This is a genomic window from Gemmatimonadaceae bacterium, assembly GCA_036003045.1.
Taxonomy (GTDB): domain Bacteria; phylum Gemmatimonadota; class Gemmatimonadetes; order Gemmatimonadales; family Gemmatimonadaceae; genus JAQBQB01.
Map to the genome: position 1 here is coordinate 12002 of DASYSS010000081.1, position 17090 is coordinate 29091.

The 17090-nt window shown below is 64.9% G+C and carries 20 protein-coding genes; 14 read left to right on the plus strand and 6 right to left on the minus strand.

The features are described 5' to 3' along the window. Positions 1 to 38: 38 nt before the first annotated feature. Entirely contained in the window at positions 39 to 1115 is a 1077-nt protein-coding gene (locus VGQ44_18010; GenBank protein HEV8448734.1) for a VOC family protein, read from the minus strand. Positions 1116 to 1321: 206 nt separating this feature from the next. Between VGQ44_18010 and VGQ44_18015 the strand changes: the two genes are divergently transcribed. Beyond that, on the plus strand, positions 1322 to 1870 hold the full coding sequence (locus VGQ44_18015) for a hypothetical protein (GenBank protein HEV8448735.1): 549 nt from the start codon (positions 1322 to 1324) through the stop codon (positions 1868 to 1870). 75 nt (positions 1871 to 1945) lie between these two features. Here VGQ44_18015 and VGQ44_18020 read toward each other — a convergent pair whose 3' ends face one another. Beyond that, positions 1946 to 2587, minus strand: coding sequence for an outer membrane beta-barrel protein (locus VGQ44_18020; protein ID HEV8448736.1), 642 nt, complete (start codon positions 2585 to 2587; stop codon positions 1946 to 1948). A 102-nt stretch (positions 2588 to 2689) separates the two neighbouring features. On the opposite strand from VGQ44_18020, the gene VGQ44_18025 reads away from it, so the two are divergent. Further along, positions 2690 to 3478, plus strand: a complete 789-nt coding sequence (locus tag VGQ44_18025) for an aldo/keto reductase (GenBank protein ID HEV8448737.1) — start codon at positions 2690 to 2692, stop codon at positions 3476 to 3478. Between the two features lie 182 nt (positions 3479 to 3660). Here the strand turns inward: VGQ44_18025 and VGQ44_18030 are convergent, their stop codons facing one another. Together VGQ44_18030 and VGQ44_18035 are read right to left on the minus strand one after the other, a co-directional pair. After that, positions 3661 to 6690, minus strand: a complete 3030-nt coding sequence (locus VGQ44_18030; protein ID HEV8448738.1) for a protein kinase — start codon at positions 6688 to 6690, stop codon at positions 3661 to 3663. Between the two features lie 43 nt (positions 6691 to 6733). Continuing rightward, positions 6734 to 7228 carry a DUF4440 domain-containing protein gene (locus VGQ44_18035; GenBank protein ID HEV8448739.1) on the minus strand — a complete coding sequence of 165 codons (495 nt, stop codon included), beginning with the start codon at positions 7226 to 7228 and terminating at the stop codon, positions 6734 to 6736. A gap of 122 nt (positions 7229 to 7350) precedes the next feature. Here VGQ44_18035 and VGQ44_18040 point away from each other — a divergent pair, with 122 nt between their 5' ends. The 4 genes from VGQ44_18040 to VGQ44_18055 all read left to right on the plus strand — a co-directional run bounded on the left by VGQ44_18040 (position 7351) and on the right by VGQ44_18055 (position 10088). Beyond that, a complete protein-coding gene (locus VGQ44_18040) occupies positions 7351 to 7881 on the plus strand; it encodes an ECF-type sigma factor (GenBank protein HEV8448740.1) in 531 nt (176 codons plus the stop codon). After that, positions 7878 to 8975: a serine/threonine-protein kinase gene (locus VGQ44_18045; GenBank protein HEV8448741.1), complete on the plus strand. Its 1098-nt coding sequence runs from the start codon at positions 7878 to 7880 to the stop codon at positions 8973 to 8975. The genes VGQ44_18040 and VGQ44_18045 overlap by 4 nt, the downstream gene beginning before the upstream one ends. A gap of 296 nt (positions 8976 to 9271) precedes the next feature. Beyond that, positions 9272 to 9589 carry a hypothetical protein gene (locus tag VGQ44_18050; GenBank protein ID HEV8448742.1) on the plus strand — a complete coding sequence of 106 codons (318 nt, stop codon included), beginning with the start codon at positions 9272 to 9274 and terminating at the stop codon, positions 9587 to 9589. A 61-nt stretch (positions 9590 to 9650) separates the two neighbouring features. Then, positions 9651 to 10088 (plus strand): RidA family protein, encoded by a 438-nt coding sequence (locus VGQ44_18055; GenBank protein HEV8448743.1) that lies wholly within the window; start codon positions 9651 to 9653, stop codon positions 10086 to 10088. Between the two features lie 132 nt (positions 10089 to 10220). Here the strand turns inward: VGQ44_18055 and VGQ44_18060 are convergent, their stop codons facing one another. Next, the gene (locus VGQ44_18060) at positions 10221 to 10439 is read right to left on the minus strand and encodes a hypothetical protein (protein HEV8448744.1); all 219 of its coding nucleotides are present in this window, start codon (positions 10437 to 10439) and stop codon (positions 10221 to 10223) included. 140 nt (positions 10440 to 10579) lie between these two features. Here VGQ44_18060 and VGQ44_18065 point away from each other — a divergent pair, with 140 nt between their 5' ends. Further along, a complete protein-coding gene (locus VGQ44_18065) occupies positions 10580 to 10957 on the plus strand; it encodes a YciI family protein (GenBank protein ID HEV8448745.1) in 378 nt (125 codons plus the stop codon). Between the two features lie 35 nt (positions 10958 to 10992). Then, the gene (locus VGQ44_18070; GenBank protein HEV8448746.1) at positions 10993 to 12267 is read left to right on the plus strand and encodes a DUF6596 domain-containing protein; all 1275 of its coding nucleotides are present in this window, start codon (positions 10993 to 10995) and stop codon (positions 12265 to 12267) included. Positions 12268 to 12363: 96 nt separating this feature from the next. Here the strand turns inward: VGQ44_18070 and VGQ44_18075 are convergent, their stop codons facing one another. After that, on the minus strand, positions 12364 to 12693 hold the full coding sequence (locus tag VGQ44_18075) for an antibiotic biosynthesis monooxygenase (protein HEV8448747.1): 330 nt from the start codon (positions 12691 to 12693) through the stop codon (positions 12364 to 12366). A gap of 293 nt (positions 12694 to 12986) precedes the next feature. Between VGQ44_18075 and VGQ44_18080 the strand changes: the two genes are divergently transcribed. From VGQ44_18080 to VGQ44_18105, 6 genes are all read left to right on the plus strand, one after another. Continuing rightward, complete coding sequence (locus VGQ44_18080; GenBank protein ID HEV8448748.1) at positions 12987 to 13628, plus strand: hypothetical protein; 642 nt, start codon at positions 12987 to 12989, stop codon at positions 13626 to 13628. 371 nt (positions 13629 to 13999) lie between these two features. Beyond that, positions 14000 to 14254 carry a hypothetical protein gene (locus VGQ44_18085; protein ID HEV8448749.1) on the plus strand — a complete coding sequence of 85 codons (255 nt, stop codon included), beginning with the start codon at positions 14000 to 14002 and terminating at the stop codon, positions 14252 to 14254. A gap of 135 nt (positions 14255 to 14389) precedes the next feature. Further along, on the plus strand, positions 14390 to 15496 hold the full coding sequence (locus VGQ44_18090) for a kelch repeat-containing protein (protein HEV8448750.1): 1107 nt from the start codon (positions 14390 to 14392) through the stop codon (positions 15494 to 15496). Between the two features lie 63 nt (positions 15497 to 15559). Further along, entirely contained in the window at positions 15560 to 15868 is a 309-nt protein-coding gene (locus VGQ44_18095; GenBank protein HEV8448751.1) for a DUF2164 domain-containing protein, read from the plus strand. Beyond that, complete coding sequence (locus VGQ44_18100) at positions 15865 to 16164, plus strand: hypothetical protein (GenBank protein HEV8448752.1); 300 nt, start codon at positions 15865 to 15867, stop codon at positions 16162 to 16164. Before VGQ44_18095 ends, VGQ44_18100 begins: the two co-directional genes overlap by 4 nt. Positions 16165 to 16436: 272 nt before the next feature. Next, the gene (locus tag VGQ44_18105; protein HEV8448753.1) at positions 16437 to 17090 is read left to right on the plus strand and encodes a helix-turn-helix domain-containing protein; all 654 of its coding nucleotides are present in this window, start codon (positions 16437 to 16439) and stop codon (positions 17088 to 17090) included.

Below are 17090 nucleotides of genomic sequence, written 5' to 3' on the forward strand. Positions count from 1 at the left end.
TCGTTCCGCGAGGCCGACTACGCTTCGCGCGCGCTGGTCTACTTCACGCCTCGCCGCGGATTGACGGCGATCGCGAGATTGAGTCGCGTGTCGTGCGTGTCGTAGCTGATCTGCAGGTTGTACCCGTTCGGCGTCGTCGTGTGATAGCTCTTGAATTGCGCGACGTGAATCTCGGCGCCGTCCGACGTGTCGATCGACCAGGGCAACCCGCGCTTCACCAGCTCGTCTTTCACCTTGTCGGTGTCCCAGGGGGAGATGCCGAACGAGATGTGATCGATGCGGCCGCCGGCGCGCGCGTTTCCCTGGCCGAAGCTGGGATCGAGAGGATTGCCGCCGCGGATGATGATGTCGCCCACGTCGCCGATCATGAGCTCGTTCTGGCTTCCCTCGTCGTACGTCGGGCCCCAGCCGAGCAAGTTGACGTAGAATGAAACGCTCGCCTTGTAATTCGTGGCGCCGTAAGAGAGATGGTCGAGCCACACGGTCTGCCACCCGGTCGACTCGAACGGCGCGGGCGTCGAGAACGCCGCGTTCGCCGGTGATTCCGCTCGCGCTTTGCTGAAGCGCTTACCGTTGCCGATCTGAACGTCGAATCCGTCTGGGTCCTTGACGTGGAAGCTCTCGAATCCGTTCGGCCCGTTCTCGGCGACGGGGTTGAGGCCGCGTTTCTTGAGCTCGACCTCGACGGTCTTGGCGTTCCAAGGTTCGATGTCGAAGCCAAAGCCCTCGACGACAGCGCGCACAGGCACCGCGTTCGCGCGCGCGCCGGCTCGCGGCGGCGGAAAGGAATCGGCGGACACCTCTCGAAAGACAGCCGTTCCCCAGTTGCCCATGTCCATCACGACGCGCGTGCCGTCGTCGCTGCGAACCTTCCATCCCATCAGCGCGGCGTAGAAGGCTGCTTCCTTCTTCACGTCCGCCACCCGGAACGCGATGTGATCCATCCCCGTCGTGCGCCAACCAGTTTTCGCGAACACCGGAGGAATGGAATCGGTGTTGCACGCCGGCGTGCCGTACGCGCGAATGCACCGCCCCTGCGCGAGCGCGACGAACGGTGTCGCTGACACTGCGACGCCAACGAGTAAGGCAGATGCGCCGAGACGGATGTAGGCCATGGAAGGGCGGCCGGAACGGGTTGGGAAAATGGCCGACGGGCAGCGCAATTCTCGCTTTGGCGCCCCGACTTCTCAAGATCAGCGAGCTCGACGGACCATGCCGGGGCCCGGCATCAAAGCCGGTCGACTCCGGGCTCGGCTACCGACCCTCGTACGACGAATCGGCGTTGCGCTTGCAGCGGAACTGCCTCCGGAGGTGATTCGCCATGGCGGAAGTATTCGTTCAATTCGACACGATTGTGCCCGGACCGGATGGATCGCGCTGGATCCCACGCGCGTGCGGGCGAACGCAGACGAGTGGCCTCTGGGAGGGCTGGATCGAATTCGAGGCCGTGCATCCGAACGGCCAAGTCTCCCGCACGCCGCGCGAAAGCGTGCAGCCGAACCGCGACGATCTGATGTACTGGGCTCAAGGGCTGACGCAGACGTACCTCGAGGGGGCGCTTCAGCGAGCGCTCAATCCAGTGCGAGTGGCAGAACAGCGAGTGGTCAACGCGACGCCGAGCTTCGATGAGCCGGCGTCGCTGGTCGTGACGACAGGCGCTGCTCCGGACGCGGTGCTCAATCCGTTCAACGTGTACGCTCAGGGGGAAGACATTCTCGCTGGGCAGTTGTCCGCGATGAGCGCGGCGCGGCTACGCGAAATCGCGGTCGCCTACGGGTTCGCGAGCCGCGACGCGGCCGACAGCGCGACGGCGGAGAGGCTTACTTCGGCGATTATCGCGGGAGTGAGGAATCCACCCGCGGCGCGTTGAGTCGGCTCGGCGTTTCGTGCCGCCGAGAATGGCGCGAGCCGGCTGATCGGCGAGGGTTAGAAACGGAATTGGCAGCTATCGTTTTCCGCCGAACGGCGTGTGGAGCGACAGGCCAACGTCGAACGTGAAATAGTTGACGCCCGTCCCTGTGGCCGTCGGCGACACGACGACGCCGGGAATCTTGGCTTTGAGGTTCTGCCCGACGTATCGAGCTTGCGGCGTCAACGCGATGAGGCCGAGGATCGAGTAATCGAAACCGACGCCGATTTCATAGCCCGGTTTCGTATCGGTGGTCAGCGCGTTCGATGACTGGCCGCCGTACCCACCTTCAAGGCTGTTGAACGTCACGCCGCCTTTGACATACGGGCGAAATTTCGCCATCCCCGGCACCGCGAGCTTCACACCCGCGGTCGCTCCCGAGAGCGTGTACTTCCCGTCGCTCTGACAGGTCTGTGTCTGGCAGTCGAATTTGATGTGGTCGAACCCGGCATAGATGCCGATCGCTCCGATGCCGATTCCGGCATCGAGCCCGTACCCGAACCCGTTCTTCGCGCCCTCGATCAGCGCGGTGTTCGTCGCGGTGGGATCCGTGTTGCTGAAGGAGCCGGTTGGCACGGTACCGGTGCCGCGCAGTCCGAGCGAGAGGTATTGCGCCGAGGACACGGAAGCCGAGGCGACGAGCAATGCAAGCAGGACCGCGGGCGAAAGACGTTTCATGGTGGGCTCCGGAAGGGTTGCTGCTGAGTCTCCTGACTCCGGGGAGATGATGCACGCGAATTGCCCCAGATGCCAACTCTTCACGTAGTTGTACGGGTTTTCATGACACAAACGCGCTCAATCCGCCTCGGCGATGCCGGCCTCAGCCGCATCGGCCTCGGCACGAACCGGCTTCGGAACATCGACGCCAATGTCGCCTTCATCCGCGCGGCGGTCGACGCCGGAATCCAGATGATCGACACGGCGCATCTATATACAGGCGGAGAGAGCGAGAAGACGATCGGCCGCGCGCTCTCCCTCCCCCCGACGCGCTCGGGCGTCATGGTCGCGACCAAGGGCGGCTACGGCGACGCCGGCCGCGGGAAGCCGGAGATCCTTCGGCGGGAGATCGAGCAGAGTCTCGCGAGCCTTCGGGTCGAGCGCATCGCGCTCTACTACCTCCATCGCGTCGATCCGGAGACGCCGATCGAGGAAAGCTTGGGCGCGATCAAGGAGTACGTCGATCGGGGCGCCATCGAGCGAGTCGGACTCTCGAAGGTCGACATCCCGCTCATCGAGCGCGCGAGGAAGGTCGTGCCGATCGCCGCGGTGCAGAACGAGTACAACGTCGACGAGCGGAGGTACGATGACGTCGTCGACCATTGCGCGCGCGAAAAGATCGTCTTCGTGCCGTACTATCCGCTGGGCGCCGACGCGGGACCCGCGGTACGGGAAACGGCAACTCGCCACCACGTCACGCCGGAGCAGGTGATGCTCGCCTGGCTCCTCGAGCGATCTCCGGCGATGCTGCCGATCCCCGGCACGCTGTCGCTCGACCATCTCAAAGCGAACATCGGCGCGCTCTCGCTCGAGCTGTCGGCCGAGGAATTCGACTACATCGCGAGCGGCTGATCGCGCGAGCGCTGACGCAATGGGAGAATACTGATGCGTGAGGAATCGACGCTGCCCCAGGGATACCGCGAAGGGATCATCACCGCGATTACCGTCTGCTCGGGTTCACGCTCGCCTTCTTTCGTTTCTGGGGATTCGAGGCACCCGGGAAAGCGGTCGTCCCGTTCCCGCGGACGGCGACTTCAGCGCGCCGGGTCGCCTCGCGGAGGGGCATACGGTTTTCCGCTCAGGTAGTGGTCGAACCAGGCGAGCGTCTCCTGCACGACCGCGTCCATGCGAAGGACGTGGCCGGTCTCGGATATTTTCATTTTCTTGTCTCGAGTTCCCAACTGATTGAAGAACGGAACCTGCGAGGTCTCGTAGGGGAACACGACGTCGTATTTACCGTTCATCATCAAGGTCGGCGTGTGCACCCGGGGCGCATAGTTGAACTTCGCGACCTCCGCATGAGGGATGATCGCGTGGTACCCCGCTGAGTACAACGCCGCGGCCTTGATGCGCGGCTCCATGGCGAGAGCGATCGGCGCGGCTTCTCCGCCCCAGCTCAAACCGAGATAGCCGATGCGGTCGGCGCGAATGTCCTTTCTCGTCTCGAGGAAATCCACGGTACGCCGAAGATCTTTGATCCACTGCACCATCAGGTCACGATGGTAAATGGTCGTGTCGGGGACCGATCGAGTGATGCTGAACGCGCTGTCGTCGCGTTCGTACGCTCCCATCAAGAGCGGGATCACCAGCACTCGACCACTTCTCACGACGAACCCGGAAAACACCTCGATGAACGGCTCTCGGGGATTCAGCTTGCGTTGGATGAGATCGCCGGAATTGCCCCACTGAATGACAGGCTCGAACGGCGGGCTGGCGTCTTTCGGAAAGAAGAGGTAGGCCGCCATGCGCGGTCCGACGTACGCCGCCGTGAACGTCACCTTCTGCCAGCGGTACAGCGGCGTTTCGCCTTCGGCTTCCAGTTTCGTCTCGAGCGGCGCTTTGTCGTAATCGTACAGGCGGCGAAATCCGTCGAACACCGCGTCGGACACCGGAACCACTTTGTTGAAGTCCGGTACAGGCGCGCGGACGATTCGCTTCGATGCAATCATCATCGCCGAATCGGGGTCGGTGATGCGCGCCAGGCGAAAGCCATTGCCCGGCGAGCGGTCGAACGCATCCTTCGCGATCAGGTGCGTGATATGGAACGGCGAATCCTCCCACGTTCCACCCTGTGTCACCCGAACTCCCGCGGAATCGATCTCGTTCGCGCACCATTCGCGCACGTTACCCGCGACGTCGTACAGTCCCCAGGCGCTCTCGATTCCCTGACCCACCGGTCGAAGGCCGGTGCCATTCAAGTTGCTGGACGGTACGAACATCCACAGCACTTCTCGATTGTTGCGCGTCGCCGCGTTTTGCCAATGCCGCAGCGTGGGAAGCTGCATCTTCCTGAAGCGCGCGTACGCGGCCGCCTCGTACCAACTCACTCCGGAGACCGGATAGTCCTCCTGGCCTGCCGCGAACGTGCCGCCGCTCCACGTGCTCGGGCCCGGTTGTCCGCTTCGGTCCACCAGCCCGGCGACTCCCGACTCCCAGGCGATGAGCTTCCCGCCGCGCGTCATGGGCTCGGTCCAGTAGTCGCGGTTCCGATATCCGCCCGCGGCGACGAACTCTCGGTACTCTCGGTTCGTAACCTCGCGCCGTCCGATGTGATAGTCCGCGAGTTGGATTCGCCCACTGTTGCCGGTTGGTATCGAGAAAGCTCGTATGCGAGCCATCCCGGCCGTCGCACCGCCAACGGAGTCGAGATACAGCGTATCGATGGCAGCCGACCCGCCGAACTGACGAAGGTCGGTGAAAACGGAGGCGAGCACGTCGGTCGTCTCGTAGCCCGGGCGCTCGATGCGCAGTCGATATCCCATCTCGTGGAGAAGCTTCGGCATCGCGAGACTGTCGAGCGGCGTGAGTCCAACGGCGGCCCACGTCGTGTCCGAGCTTCCCAACCGCTGCACCGACACGCGTGCCCCGGCGGGCACCGTCACGACCTTGAGGAAGTCCGTGTAGACCGGGCGAAGGAGCTTGAGCGTGCTGTCGTTGGGGAGAACCGGACGCACGTGGCGACTCAGCTGGAAGGCTTCGTGCAATCTCCCGTCGCGCACCAACTGGCTGATCGTCTGCACGCGCTGCGTCGCCACCACCATCCGGTGTTGGTACCATTCCGTCGCCGTGCCCGTCGCGACGAGGACCACTGCCGCGATGCCGGCGACCCAGCGCGTCCGCGCTGACAACCCTGATTGTCTCGGCAGCGTCGCGGCGATCGCCTGTGAGAACTGTTCGATGGTCTCGAACCGCTGGGCGCGGTCAGGCGCCAGCGCCCGTCGCAACGCGGCATCAAGCGCTGCCGGGAGATCCGGCCGCAGCTCGCGCAAACGCGTGAATGAGCCCGTGAGCTTCTGCGTCAGCATCTGCTGCGCCGACAGTTGGTCGACGGGGGGTTGGCCGGTGAGCATCTCGAACACCACGCAGCCGAGCGAATAGACGTCGCTTCGCACGTCCACGTCGTGCTCGCCCGCCGCCTGCTCGGGGCTCATGTACGTCGGGCTGCCGAGCGACGTGCCGCTGATCGTCACGCGGCCGATCGACGATTTTCGAATGGCCGTCGCGATGCCGAAGTCGGCGACGACCGCGTGGCCGTCGCTCATCAATATGTTCGACGGCTTGATGTCGCGATGCACCACGCCGCGCTCGTGCGCGTAGGCAAGACCGTCGGCCACCTCGCGCGCGATCGTGATTGCTTCCTCGAGCGGCAGTTGTTTGCGCTCGACGATCTTTTCGCGAAGACTCTGCGCCTCGATGTACGGCATCACGTAGTACGGGAAGCCGCCGGCCGTTCCGGAATCGATCAATGTCAGCAAGTGCGGATGCTGCAGGCGTGCAACGACCTCGATCTCGCGCAGAAAGCGCTGAATCCCGATCGTGTGCGCGAGCGACTCGTGCAGCACTTTCACCGCGACTCGCCGGTCGTGGCGGAGATCCGTCGCCAGGAACACCACCGCCATCCCACCTTCGGCGATGCGCTGCTCGATGCGGTAGCGCCCACCCAGCGTCATGCCGACGCTCACTTCGCGCTCGCCGAGATCTTCCCCGCCCCCGCCCCCGCCGCCGCCCCCGCCCCCGCCCCCTCCCCCGTCGGCGACGCGCAGTGCCCCGATTCCGTCCGCCATGGTTCCGCCTGAGAAGATGTGGCGAATATACCCGACCGGCCGACTACCGCACGTTCGTCTCTGCCCGGCCCGGAGGAATGTCCCAGTTGAACATTCCTCGCCGTGCTTTCCAGGTTCCGTCGGACTGCTGGGCCCACACCACGATGTACTTGCCGGCGGTGAGGACGTCGCCGTCGGGAGCACTGATCGTGAATCGGCCGATCTCGTCCGCCCGATCGCCGTCTTGCTCGACTTCGGCGACGTCGAAGCGAAGACGGTTCCCGGCCGCGGCACCGGCGGCATCTTGCCACGCACGGCCGATCGCCGACGGGCCTTTGATGACGGGCGCTTCCGGCGCGTACCACTCGGCGTCCTCGGTGTACGCAGCGGCGATCATCGCGGTGTTTCCCTGCTGGAAGGCCTTCTCCATCGTCTTGTAGGCCGCCGCAATGCCCTCGCGCGCCGATGTGGCTCCTCGCCCGACGCCCCGCCCGGAGCACGAAGCCGCGACCAGAAGAAGACCAACGATCGATCCAAGCGTGCGCCCGTGAGTTCGCATATTCGTAAGAGAATGGGCTCGATCCCCGTTGCCGTTCGCGCGTCGATGACGCACGTTCTCTGGCCCATGCCTTCGGCAACTCCTGGTCAGGAACACGAGAAAACGGTCCGGGACACGACATCGTGACTGCGGCTGATGCGGCCAAGTCGCTCGATGTGCTGACGGAGCTCGCCTATCAGGAGCTTCGCGCCGTCGCTCACCGGCACCTCCGGGGCCGGGCGGGGCAGAGCGACGGGACGTTGAACACGACCGCACTCGTGCATGAGGCGTATCTCAAGCTGGCAGCCGGCTCGCCCGGCACGTGGCGAGACGAGGCCCATTTTCGCGCGGTCGCGTCGGTCGCGATGCGGCACATTCTCGTGGACCGAGCGCGCGCCCGCGCCGCGGAACGCCACGGCGGCGGACTCGTACGCGTCTCATTCGATGATCAAGCCATCGCCGCCGACGACGAGCCTGAAACGCTTCTCGCCATCGACGCCGCGTGCACTCGGTTGGCGGAAACCTCGCCCCGACTCGCGCGGCTCGTGGAACTGCGGTTTTTCGCGGGATTGTCCGAGTCGGAGGCCGCCACCGAGTTGGGCGTCACAGTGCGCACGGTGCAGCGCGACTGGGTGAAGGCACGCGCGCTGCTCGCCGCCGCGCTGGCGCCATGATCGGCTCGATCTCGAGCGGCGGACTTCCATCGTCCGAGCGGTGGTCGGTGATCGAGCCGATTCTCGACGCGACGCTGGCACTCCCGCTGTCTGAGCGCGACGAGTACCTCGCCCGAGCGTGCGAAGACGATCGCTCGCTTCGCGAGGAGATCGAGCGACTGACGAAGGCGTGCGAGCAAGCCGAGAGCGATCAGAGTTACCTCGATCAGCCCGCGGCGGTGCGCTTCGCGAGCTTGTGGGACGATCGTCATGAACGGGCGAGATTCGAGTCGGCTATCGCCGATCGATACGAGATCGACGGCGAGCTCGGCGCCGGAGGAATGGCGACGGTCTATCGGGCGCGAGACAAACGCGAAGGCCGCCTCGTGGCGCTGAAAGTTCAACGCGCGGCGTCGAGTGCTGGAGTCGCGGCGCGGTTTCGTCGAGAGATCGCGCTCGCCGCGCAGCTCGAGCACGCGCGCATTCTGCGCCTGTTGGACTCGGGTGAGTGCGTCGGCCGTCTCTGGTACACGATGCCACTCGTGGCCGGCGAGTCGTTAGGCATGCTCCTTCGCCGCGACGGCCGCCTGGGGGTTCCGCGCGCGGTCTCGATTCTTCGCGACATCGCCGAGGCGTTGGATTTCGCGCACGCACGCGGTGTCGTGCATCGCGATCTCAAGCCGGACAACGTGCTGCTCGCAGACGGGCGCGCCATGATCGCTGATTTCGGCGTCGCGAAAGCAATCCTGACCGCGACCGTCGGTGCATCGGCCAACGACGACTTGCGGACCGCGACCGGAATGACGCTCGGAACGCCGGCCTACATGTCTCCGGAGCAATCGGCCGGTGACAAGACGGCCGACCATCGGACGGATCTCTACGCGGTCGGCGTGATCGCATACGAACTGTTGACCGGATCGCCTCCGTTCACCGCGTCGTCGCGGCAGGCGATGATGACCGCGCACCTGGCCGCTCGCCCGCGCGCCCTGTCGAAGCACCGGCGCGATGTGCCGCCGCCGCTCGAGTCGCTCGTCATGCGGCTACTGGAGAAACGCGCGGCAGACCGACCGTCGTCCGCCGCCGAAGTGATCGCCGCGTTGCCGCGGGACGAATGACCGTCGGCCTCCTCGAGGTTGGCCCATTCGAGCGGCGCCGCCGCTGCGAATGCTGCGAGTTGCCGACGCTCGTCATCTATCACGACAGCGATTCGGGTTTCCGCTGGGATCTCACACCGACGTCGTGCGACCTGTGCGAATGGGACAGCCGGCCGCTTGCTGGTCTTCGCGGTCGCTCTCGCCGATTCGACTTAGAACCTTCGCCGCGGCCAGCCCTACATCGTTCGCGGCGTTCCGCCGGGCTCGAATCGTGGACGCGGTAAGTTCCAGTAATCCCCATTCGTCGAACCCATCAAATGATCTGCCGCATCTGGCACGGTTGGACGACGCCAGCCAACGCCGACAAGTACGAGACCCTCCTGCGCTCGGAGATCTTCGCCGGCATTCAAGGTCGAAAGATCCCCGGATTTCTCGAGATCGACCTGCTCCGCCGCGAGCACGAGACCGAAACGGAATTCGTCACGATCATGTGGTTCGAGTCGCTGGACGCTGTTCGCACGTTCGCCGGCGCCGACTATGAAGTCGCCGTCGTGCCGCGGGCCGCGCGCGCGGTCTTGAGCCACTTCGACGCGCGGTCGGCTCACTACGAGGTCCACGAACGGCGAACCGCGTAGCTCGCCGTTCGCATTGGCCTCGATCCTGCACGACCGAACGGCAGTCTATGTTCGGCAGCGCATGAGCGAAACAGCGATCCCCAAGCTCCACAATCCCGGCCAAATCCACACGCCGAACGGCTACTCCCACGTCGCCGAGGTGACTGGAGGAACGATCGTATTCATCTCCGGTCAGGTCGGGTTGGACGCGTCAGGCAAGCTCGCCGGTCAGAACGACTTCGCGGCTCAACTGCGCCAGGTTTTCGAGAACCTCAAGGTCGCGCTCTCGGCCGCCCGCGCAACCTTTAACGACGTCGTCAAGCTGAATTATTACTGCGCCGACACGGTCGATCTCTCGACTCACTTTTCGTCCGTGCGCCAGATCCGCGACAGTTACGTAAACACTTCGACGCCACCCACGAGCACCTTCGTCGTCGTCAAGAGGCTCGTTCGCCCCGAGCTACTGATCGAAGTCGAAGCCGTCGCCGTGGTCCCCAAAATCGATCGCGGCACGCGTTAGCACCTGGTAGCGGAGGTTCCGGAGAGCCCGAAGAAATCTGCCGGGCTCGATGTTTGCTGCGATAATCGGGACTCTCCCTCACCCGATGGCCGTCCAAAACCAAACCACCGCCCGCCCCGCGGTCGAGGCGCTCTACGCCGCCTTGACCGATGTCGCGCCGGAAATCGCGATTCTCCCCGCGCCGACGCGCGCGTCGTTGTTGAAGAGCGCCGTCCATGCGGCGGTCGATGAGCTCAAGCGCTTGGGATTGACGTCCACCAGGGTCGAATCGGTCATCCTCGCGTTCGTCGAGACGGCATGGCCGGTTTGGGGAGCCGACGTCGCGGTCGAAGAAATCAGGGCGTGGTGCATGCAGCGCTACCTACGAGGGCCCTCGAAACTGAGCGGCGATCGGCGATAAATCGGTCCGCTCGGCCCTGTCGATTCCGGCGAACCTCTTCCGTCATTCGGATGTCACGCTCCATCATCCACTCCAACCGGACATCCGACAAATGCGCTACGCCCTTCTCATTCACTATCCCCAACCCGCGGTCCCGACCGTCTCCGAAGAGCAGATGAAGCAAGGCATGGCCGCTTTCCAGGCCTACGCCAAAGCGCTCGAGGACGCGGGCGTCCTTCGCTCCGCCGAAGTCCTGCAGACCGTCGCCAGCTCCACGAGCGTGTCGGTCAAGCAGGGCAAGCTGCAGGTGCAGGACGGCCCCTTCGCCGACACCAAGGAAGCGTTCGCCGGAATCTTCACGCTCGACGTTCCGGATCTCGACGCCGCGCTCGCGTGGGCCGAAAAGTGCCCGGCGGCGCATTGGGGAACGGTCGAGATTCGTCCCTCGGCCAAGCGCTTCGTCGACGGTGCGTGGGTGAAAGCGAACTGAGGCTCGACTCGAGCGCTCCCCCGCCCTCCGCCCCGATGACCATTGAGCATGCGACGGCGCGGGCCGAAGAAGTGGCCCGCGCCTCGTACGGCCGTCTGCTCGCGATACTTGCCGCGAAGGACGGTGACATCGAGTCGGCCGAGGATTGCCTCGCCGGCGCGTTCGCGCAGGCGTTGAGCACCTGGCCGAATTCCGGCGTGCCCGACAACCCCGAGGCGTGGATCCTCACCGTCGCGCGCAACCGCCGCCACGACGTTCGTCGCTCGGCGGAACAGCGGCTCACCGATCCGTTCGAGGACGTCGTGCATTCCGACGTCCTCGCGATCGCCGACGAGATCGACCCCGCCGAAATCCCCGACCGGCGCCTCGCGCTGCTTTTTGTCTGCGCGCACCCCGCGATCGATCCGGCCGTCCGCACGCCGCTGATGCTTCAAACGGTGCTCGGCTTCGACGCCGACGACATCGGCCGAGCGTTCCTCGTTCCGGCGGCGACGATGGCGCAGCGTCTCGTACGCGCCAAACGCCGCATCCGCGACGCGCGCATCCCGTTCGCGATCCCCGACCGCGCGCAGATGCCGGACCGTCTCTCGCCGGTCCTCGAGGCGATCTACGGCGCGTACGCCATCGATTTCTCACTCGTCGCCGGAACGTCAGAGCGTGACTCGCTGTCCGCCGAAGCGCACTTCCTCGCGACGACGCTCGCCGAGCTGCTGCCGGGTGAGCCCGAAGCCCTCGGCCTCGCCGCGCTGATCTCGCTCTCACTGGCGCGTCGCGACGCCCGCGGGTCGCACGACGGATTCATACCGCTCGACGAACAAGATCCGTCGCGCTGGGACGCCGACCTCATCACACTCGGCGAACGCTATCTGCAACGCGCAAGCACGCATCGATCGATCGGCCGATTCCAGCTCGAGGCCGCGATCCAATCCGTGCATTGCGCTCGCACGACATCCGGCGTCGTCGACGCCAACGCACTGCTCGAGCTTCACACCGCGCTCGTCGCCCTCGCGCCAACGCTCGGCGCACGCGTCGCGCATGCGGCTGCGCACGGACGTGCCACGGGTCCGCTCGCCGGCCTCGCCGCGCTCGACGCGATCGACGACGAAGCGATCCAGCGCTTTCAACCCGCATGGGCGACCCGCGCGCATCTGCTGGCCGAGGCCGGCCGCAACGACGAAGCAGCCCTCGCGTACGACCGCGCGATCTCGCTCACCGCGGACGCCGGCCCGCGTCGCTACCTCGAGCAGCGCCGCGGCTTGCTCCGCACGCCTCAGCTCGCGGACGCCGGCGCCGAGTCTCCGACGCAATAGCGCGCGAGTGCCACGCATGAGTTCGATCTGCGATCTACAGCCGCCGCCCCTCGAAGGGAACCGAGGTGGGGGAGAGGGGCGGCTGTGGCCCTTCCGTCAGCTAGGCAGCTTCACGCCGATCACCTCGACCGACTCGATCGTGGGCGGCGTGGAAAGCAGCGTTGGTGCTTGAGCCATCAAGGCGTCGGCGATCGGTCCCTTGAGATGCGCCTTCCGTCCGCTCTCGTCGGTGAACGAATCGAAGATCGCGAACGTCGTCGGGCCGAGTCGCAGCGCGAACCAGAGCGGCGTGGTCGTTTCCTGATACGACATTTGTAGGCCCTGCCTCAAGAACGCGAGCACTTCTTCTTCCTTGCCGGGTTTTGCTTCGAGTCGGACGAACAAACCGACTTTGAGCGTTCCGGTCGCTGATGCCACGGGTGTCATTGCTGGTCTCCTGTTGTTGGTGATGACGTCCGACGGGCGAAGGTTAGGAGCGGCGTGCGATCGCACCCCAGTGTCGCGAATGCCGACTTTGGGCCCGATTTTGACACGGCGCCCAGACGATACTCGGACGATTCGCGATGCGTATCCTGCCTGCGTCTCGTTTCCGCCACGCCGGCTCTGACGTCGGCGCCCCGCGTTGCCTCCACACGCGAATGGAATGTCCGGGTTCGGGACTGCGTTCCGTCTTCTTCACCTGAACCTGACTCTTCCACATACGACAGCTGAGGCCCACCATGAAACGAACTGTGCCGTTGCTCGCATTCACCTTCGCGCTGGCCGCCTGCAACTCGGACGCGCCGATGCCGACCGCAGACCACATGCCCGGCGGTCTGATGCTCTCCGACCTGACGCAAGCTTCGCAGGCTCAGACGCTCAACGACCTCAGGAACTTCACCGCGCCCTTGCACGACATCGACGTGGCGCTCAATCGGAAGTACCAAGTCTTCGTCATGCCGCCCGCCACGGAGGGAGACGGCTGCATCTCCGACCCGATGCTGGGCGGCATGGGGTATCACTACACGCGTTTCGACAACCTCTTCGACGACACGATCGATCTGCTCAACCCGGAGTTCCTCGTCTACGCGCCGAAGAACGCGCCGCGTCGAGACGAGGTCCCGCTGACGAGGCTCGCGGCCGTCGAATACTTCCTGCCATTCACCCCGAAGTGGCCGGGCCCGAAGCAACTTGGTTTCGTGAAGGCGCCCTCGCTGCACGACTTCCCGTCGACGAGCGGACTTCCCGACGTCGAGTTCACGCCCACAGATCGATTCGGCGGCTGGATGTTTCACATCTGGCTCTGGGAGAACAACCCGGCCGGCATGTTCGAGAACTTCAACGGCTCCGTCCCTCTCTGTCAGCCCGCCGGTCCGGGGTGACGTGACGACTGCTGTCTTCGCGTAGAGGCTTGGTACTGCACATCTGGCCTGTACGATTTGAAGTGCAACGATTTCGCGGAACAACACGGATCTTGCGGAAAAAACAAAGAACCTTTGGGAACGACCTCGGGTTGCCACGCTTCGGCTCCCCGAGGTCGTTCCCAAAAAGTTCTTTGTTTTGTTTTTCCGCGAAATCCGTGGTGTCTCCGCGGAATCGTTGCAGTACCGGCAGTTTTCTAGCTCCATGGTCAAGACAGCTAGACCTGCCGACCGTGGACCAATGTCGCGTTTCTTTGCGCGCAGGGTCTCGACAAGTGACGAACGTGGCCACAGGCTCCTTGGATGAGTAGATGCTCAACCAACGGCTAATCATGCCGGAACCGCTCTCGTCGATCGAGTCTGCGTTGCTCCACGTGTTTTGTCAGCAAGGGGCACGTGCGGGCGATCCGATACCAGCATCGGTTCTGTCGTGGAATGCGTTCGGCCCGTCCGCTCCGGTGTGGGGTGAATTGCAGACGGCGCTCTTGAACCTCCAGTTCCGTGGCTTGGTCGCGCCGGGGCCCGATCCGGTCGGCGCAACGTCCTGGGCGCTGACTCTCGCCGGCGAAGAGTTCTTGAAGACCTGAGTCCGCTCGCGAGACCGGTTCCTGCCGGCCGCGGGCCGAGAGCGAGATGTATGGACCTTCGCCGTCGATGGAGAGCCCTGGCGAGCGGCGCGACGACGCGCCATTCCTTGGGTGGACACCCCACCCGAGCGAACGATGTTCTCGACGCGTCTCACCTTACTCTGCGCGCTCGCCTCACCGCCGACGGCGGCCACGAGGCCGGCGCCGGCGATCACAGAGCAATCCGTCCGACGGGTCGCCACGCTGCACACTGCGCGAGCGGTGCACACCGCGACGCCTCTTCTCTCGGGTGATATCCTGATCGTCGGAGGCATGACCGAGGGAGGCGGCGCCGCTGCATCGGCCGAGCTCGTAGATCCCCGCGACAATTCGACTCGCGACGTCGGCTCGCTCGTGACTGCTCGTCATGGGCATTCGGCCACGTTGCTTCCGGATGGACGCGTGCTCGTCGCCGGTGGCTACAACGGCGACTACTTGGCGTCGCTCGAGATGTACGACCCCTCGTCGAAGCGTTTTCGACCGGCGGGTTCGCTCGCCGAACCGCGGAGCGGACACACCGCGACGATGCTGCCGGACGGCCGCATTCTCTTCACCGGCGGCGTTGGAACCGGATGGACATTCTTGCGGAGCGCTGAGCTGTACGATCCGGCGACGGCGCGCTCTGAATCGGTGGGATCCATGACCGTGCCGCGCGAGAGCCACGTCGCCGCTCTGCTCGAGGACGGGCGGGTCTTGATCGTCGGCGGTCACGCCGGCCGGCGCGAAAACATGGTCGTGTACTCGAGCGCCGAGATCTTTTCTCCCACGACCCGCCGGTTCACGCCGGCCGCATCGATGCGCACTCCGCGCCACAAGCACGATGCGGTGAAGCTGCACGACGGCCGCATCCTCGTTCTCGGTGGCGCCGACCGGACGGATCGCACGTACTTCGCGACGACGGAGATTTACAATCCTCGAACGGACCGCTTCGATACCGGTCCGACGATGGCCAACGAGCGATACAAGATCGCCGGGACGACCGTCGTCCTTCCCGATGGCGGCGTCCTCGTCACGTCCGGCGCGCGCACCGCCGAGTTGTTCGACGCCACCGCGCAACGCGTTCGCGAAGTCACCGGCGGGCTGAGCGCCGCTTTTCGCTTTGCCGCCGCCGCCCCGCTCCACGACGGCGACGTCTTGATCACCGGCGGATACGACGACCGGAGCCGGATCACCAACGGCGTCTGGCGCTTCGAGCACCGCTGACGCGCGCGACCACGTCGCGTAGAAATCGTCGCACATGGTCACAGCCCGCATTACCATTTGGCCATGCGCGACAAGCCACCGATCGAGGTTCCTCCCGCCTCGCGTGCGAAAGCGATCGCCTCGATCCGAAGATACTTTCGCGAGGAGCTCGACCAGGACATCGGCGACCTGAAGGCCGCCCTGCTCTTCGACTACTTCGTCGCCGAGCATGGGCCGACGATCTACAACCAGGGGATCGCCGACGCGCGAGCGTTCTTCGAGGAACGCTCGGCGGATCTCGCCGCGATCTGCTATCAGATCGAGTTTCCGTTTTGGGAGCGAGACTCGCGAGTCGACGCCGGCCAAACGCCGCCAAAGCGCGGGCGCAAATGAGAGCGCGAATCGCCTTCTTGGCGACAGCGGTCGTCGGCTGTATTCACACCTCCTTTTCAGATTTGCAGCTCGTCATTCGATCGGCCGACATTCCCAGCAGTCCGAGCTGGATCATTTACAAGATTTCCGGCAACGCCGTTGAGATGATGGCCCCGATGGTCCCCGGAGGCAGCGCGCAACGACGCGATCACCCGGGCGCGGTGCGCGTCTACGCGTGCGGGGACCGTGATCTGCGCGGAACGTTGGATCCGGCGCGCGTGGCAAGTCTGCGCCGCGCCTACGGAATCGCCTGCTGAATCGCAAACGATTTCGCGGACTACCACGGATTTCGCGGAAGGCACAAACGCTTTAGACGACATCGGGCGGCTACCACTCTGCAGCCTGAGGCAGTTCCCCAAAAGACTTATCCGCGCAATCCGTGGTGTTTCCGCGAAATCGTTGCAGTACCGTGTCGTCAAGCTTCCATGGCGACATGGCTGATGTGTCGCGCCCCGAAACCTCGGTGGCTGAGGTGCGCGAATTCGAATCGTGGTCTACCTTAGACGCATCTTCACGGCATCACACGACAATGACGGGTGCAGAGGCGCGGCTGGCGCGTGAGGCGCTTGGACTGACGCAGGACGAAATGGCGGCGAGCTTCGGCATGACTCCCGCCGTCGTCGCCGGCTGGGAGGACGGACGCGTCAGTGTGCCGCGCTATGTGGGCGCAACGCTGCAGTGGACGGCCGCTCAGATCGAACGACGCGACGCGCTCGCCGCCAGCGGCCTTCCGAGCTGCGGTTGGATTCACGCGTTCGAGCAAGAACCTGAAGTGATCGGAAGCGCGCGCGTGAAGGAACGCCAAGCGCGGTTGAAGGCGCACATGGACGCGTGCGACACGTGCAAGGCCCGAGTCGCGTACATCGCCGAGCGATTTCCGGCGATGCCGCGCCCGCCCATCGCCGGGTTGATGGCGCTCGTGGTGCCGATCCTGGATCGCGTTCGCCGCTTGCCGGAATGGGCGCAACCGCCGGTGATCGGCGCGATGATCTGCTCGGCGTACAGCCTGATCAGGCTCTTCTTTTCGCTGCGCGGCATCGGCTCTTCCGGTATCGACGAAGTGCTCGCGGGTTTGGCCGTATTCGCGGCCAATGCGTCGATCGGCATCGTCGGCGGCTTCGTCTACGTGTTCTATCGCCGGCTGACCGGCGACGGACTCAAGCCCGCGAAACCCAAGGACTAG